The 3772-nt window shown below is 38.4% G+C and carries 5 protein-coding genes; all 5 read left to right on the top strand.

Annotated elements, in window-relative coordinates:
- A partial coding sequence (locus ACGLXV_RS01800; protein WP_391557264.1) for a two-component system regulatory protein YycI occupies positions 1-810 on the top strand: 810 nt, incomplete at its 5' end.
- A 1-nt stretch (position 811) separates the two neighbouring features.
- Positions 812-1606, top strand: coding sequence for an MBL fold metallo-hydrolase (locus tag ACGLXV_RS01795; RefSeq protein ID WP_119710406.1), 795 nt, complete (start codon positions 812-814; stop codon positions 1604-1606).
- A gap of 119 nt (positions 1607-1725) precedes the next feature.
- The gene (locus tag ACGLXV_RS01790) at positions 1726-2940 is read left to right on the top strand and encodes a S1C family serine protease (RefSeq protein ID WP_391557263.1); all 1215 of its coding nucleotides are present in this window, start codon (positions 1726-1728) and stop codon (positions 2938-2940) included.
- A gap of 171 nt (positions 2941-3111) precedes the next feature.
- Positions 3112-3270, top strand: coding sequence for a CxxH/CxxC protein (locus ACGLXV_RS01785; protein WP_119710404.1), 159 nt, complete (start codon positions 3112-3114; stop codon positions 3268-3270).
- An 80-nt stretch (positions 3271-3350) separates the two neighbouring features.
- The coding region (rlmH, locus tag ACGLXV_RS01780; protein ID WP_391557262.1) for a 23S rRNA (pseudouridine(1915)-N(3))-methyltransferase RlmH at positions 3351-3772 on the top strand (422 nt) is incomplete at its 3' end.

Raw genomic sequence — 3772 nt, 5'->3', positions numbered from 1 at the left:
ATGGATTGGAGTAGAATTAAAACCATCTTTATCCTTTCCTTTTTCGTTTTAAATATCTATCTTATGAATGAGTTCTTAAAGATTCGTACCGCAACCAAATATGAATATGCGACCAATCCTTCTCTAGAAAACCGATTAAAGGCAGACGAAATCACATACAATGATCTTCCAAAAAACTTTGAAAAGGACACGTACTTAAGTACGGTACCGAGAGTGTTTACAGAGGAAGAGGTTGAAATGCTTATAGATACGACGCTCAGCGGTCAAACCATTACGATAAGAAACAACCAGTCCATTGAATCAGAACTGGACATACCGTTAAAAGTGAGCAGCAAAGGTCAACCACCTGAATTAGATACATTTTTAAAAGGATCAGTCATAAATGGTGACCAGTATCGTTATTGGGGTAGAGATGATAGTGAAAATAGTATTACTTATTATCAGCAGTACCAAGAAAAGCTATTTTATAAAAATCCAAGCGGTCAAATTACGTTCAAATTAAATAGCGATAATGAAGTAGTTTCCTACAAACAAACATTACTCGATAAAATCGAGGAGCTGTCGGAAGATGAAAGAATTATTCAGCCCATCAAGGCGATAGAAACACTTTATATAAATGGCTATTTACCTTTTGGAACAAAGATAGAGAGAGTCGAGTTTGGCTATTACACACTTGTTCGTTTAACTTCATCACAGGTTTTAACACCTGCGTGGCGCTTTGTGTTAAACGGAGGGGAGAATTTATTTGTGAATGCCTTTGAAGGACAAGTCATTCAACTAAAGGACGAAGAAAATAATTGGAGTGAATAGTATGTCATTGCATTTTAGTATCCTAGCGAGTGGGAGTACAGGGAATGCGATTTATGTAGAATCGGAAGGTCAGTCCTTTCTAGTAGACGCAGGACATAGTGGGAAGCAAATGGAGGCCCTTTTTCAAAAAATTGATCGGGACATTAGTAAGCTGTCTGGACTTTTTGTAACCCATGAGCATAGTGACCATATCAAAGGAGTCGGAATATTAGCTAGAAAGTACAAGCTTCCTGTTTATGCTAACGCAAAAACTTGGGCTGCAATGAATCATTTAGTTGGGGAAATTCCTGTAGAGCAGAAATTCACGTTTGACATGGAAACAGTCAAAAGCTTTGGTGGGGTAGATATTGAATCATTTGGAGTGTCCCATGATGCGGCAGAGCCCATGTTTTATGTGTTTCACCATAATGGAAAGAAGCTCGTTCTAATTACAGATACAGGTTATGTTAGTGATCGTATGAAGGGAATCATTCAGAACGCAGATGTGTATGTTTTTGAGAGCAACCATGATGTTCAAATGCTTCGCATGGGAAAGTATCCATGGAGCATTAAGCGCCGAATTTTGAGTGACGTTGGACATGTATCGAATGAAGATGCAGCCATTGCGATGAGTGAAGTAGCTGGTGATAACACAAAACGTATTTACTTAGCTCATTTAAGTCAAGACAACAATATGAAAGATTTAGCTAAAATGGCTGTCGAGCAAACACTTCAAAGCAAGGGCATCATCATTGGAGAGCAATTTGATTTATACGATACCGATCCTAAAGTTCCAACTGTGTTAACTGCGGTATAAACAAGGTGATTCCGACTTTCGGGTCACCTTTTTGGTTTATTCTTAAGCAAGAAGGGATTATATTATATATAGGGATAAAAACTACATAGATAATGATTGTTTGAAAGGATTGGTGAATCGTGGGTTATTATGATCAAGACTACGAAACACGGTACAGAAAACAAAAGGGAAATCGAGGAGGATACTTTTTAGCAAGCTTAGTGGGAGCTATTTTAGGTGTTTTTCTTATTGTGGTAGCTTTGCCTCGAATTGGGTTTGATGTTCTTCCATATTCAACAGAAACCGATTCAGATGTAGAAGACGGAACGACAAACAACGACGCTGTTAGGACAGAAAATGTTAGCTTAAACGTAGTAACAGATATAACAAAGGCAGTAGAAAAAGCAGGAGATGCGGTAGTTGGAATTACGAATCTTCAAACGACAAGTTTTTGGTCAGAAACATCTAGTCAGGAAGCAGGATCAGGATCAGGTGTCATTTATAAAAAAGCGGATGGAAAAGCATATGTTGTAACAAACCATCACGTAATCGAAGGGGCAAACTCACTTGAGGTTACATTGTCTGATGGAACAAAGCTTGAAGCGAAGCTAAGAGGCAGTGATGTTTGGACTGATTTGGCTGTTCTTGAGGTTGATGGAAGCAAAATTGAAACCGTTGCTGAGTTTGGTGATTCTGATGCTTTAAAAATTGGTGAGCCCGTTATCGCCATTGGAAATCCACTTGGGGCAACGTTTTCTGGCTCTGTTACACAAGGGATTGTATCAGGTTTAGAGCGTGCGATTCCTGTTGATATTAACCAAGATGGTGCGATTGATTGGCAGGCTGAAGTCCTCCAAACGGATGCCGCAATTAACCCGGGTAATAGTGGAGGAGCATTAATTAATATCAGTGGGCAAGTGATTGGCATTAACTCTATGAAGATTGCCCAGAGCTCCGTAGAGGGAATCGGACTCTCTATTCCAATAAAGTCCGCTGAGCCAATTATTAGTGATTTAGAGGAGTTTGGTGAGGTAAAACGACCTTACATGGGAATCCAACTTCAATCAGTAAATGAAGTATCAGCCTATCATCAGAAAGAAACACTGAAACTTCCGGAAGATGTAACATCTGGAGTGGTGATTATGACAGTAGATCCAAACTCACCTGCAGAACAAGCAGGATTAGAAGATTTGGATGTGATTGTTGAAATGGACGGCGATCCAATTAAAGATGTAATTGATTTAAGAAAGCATCTATATAATAAAAAGAAAGTCGGAGATCAGCTGAACATTAAATTCTATCGTGCTGGAAAGCTACAAGAAACAATGATGAAGCTGGGTGGAAATACATTATAGTTGTGAGAGGAATGCAGACGTAATGTCTGCATTTCTTTTTTGTGGATAGAAATTTACCGATAGTTTTGGTAGGATGGGATAGGAATGTGGATAAGTTTTGGACAAACTACATATAAGATATCCACATAGGATTTTGTTGAAGTTTGGAGAATTTTGAAGGAGGGAAATAACATGATTTACTGCTGTGAAGAACACGTAGATCTTGCCATAGATACGGTTGTAGATGAGTTTGAGACATTTCCAACCTTATTAAAAGTTGAGGGAAATGAGTTATCAACAACCTGTGAATATTGTCGAAATGATGCTATATATATGGTAGGGAACAAATGATCCTATACAATATGTGGATGGAAAATGTGGACATGTGGATAACTTCTGTGGATATCTTGTTCGTAAAGTGAGGATGAAGTGTGAATATCTCATTATTAACAATTGGCAAACTTAAAGAAAAATACTTAAAGCAAGGTATCGATGAATATTTGAAAAGACTAACGGCTTATGCGAAGGTCGAAGTGGTTGAGCTCCCAGATGAAAAAGCTCCAGAGCAATTAAGTGAAATAGAAATGGAACAGGTAAAGAATAAAGAGGGAGAGCGGCTGTTAGCAAAAATTTCTCCAGATACATATGTCATTGCCCTAGCCATTGAAGGAAAGCAACGATCGTCAGAAGAACTGGCGGAAATGATTGATAAGTTAGCTACATATGGAAAAAGTAAAATTGCCTTTGTCATTGGAGGTTCACTTGGCTTAAGTAAGGATGTACTAAACCGTGCGGATGAAAAGTTGTCCTTTTCTAAAATGACATTCCCACATCAATTAATGAGGTTGATCCT

This window comes from Robertmurraya sp., assembly GCF_036676585.1.
Classification (GTDB): Bacteria; Bacillota; Bacilli; order Bacillales; family Cytobacillaceae; genus Robertmurraya_A.
Note: the sequence above shows the minus strand (reverse complement) of the source record. Positions and strands in the feature narration are given on the sequence as shown.

Bases quoted from the DNA above. Each gene is read 5' to 3' on its own strand.
- ACGLXV_RS01795 (WP_119710406.1), top strand. From the start codon at position 812: ATGTCATTGCATTTTAGTATCCTAGCGAGTGGGAGTACAGGGAATGCG.
- ACGLXV_RS01785 (WP_119710404.1), top strand. From the start codon at position 3,112: ATGATTTACTGCTGTGAAGAACACGTAGATCTTGCCATAGATACGGTT.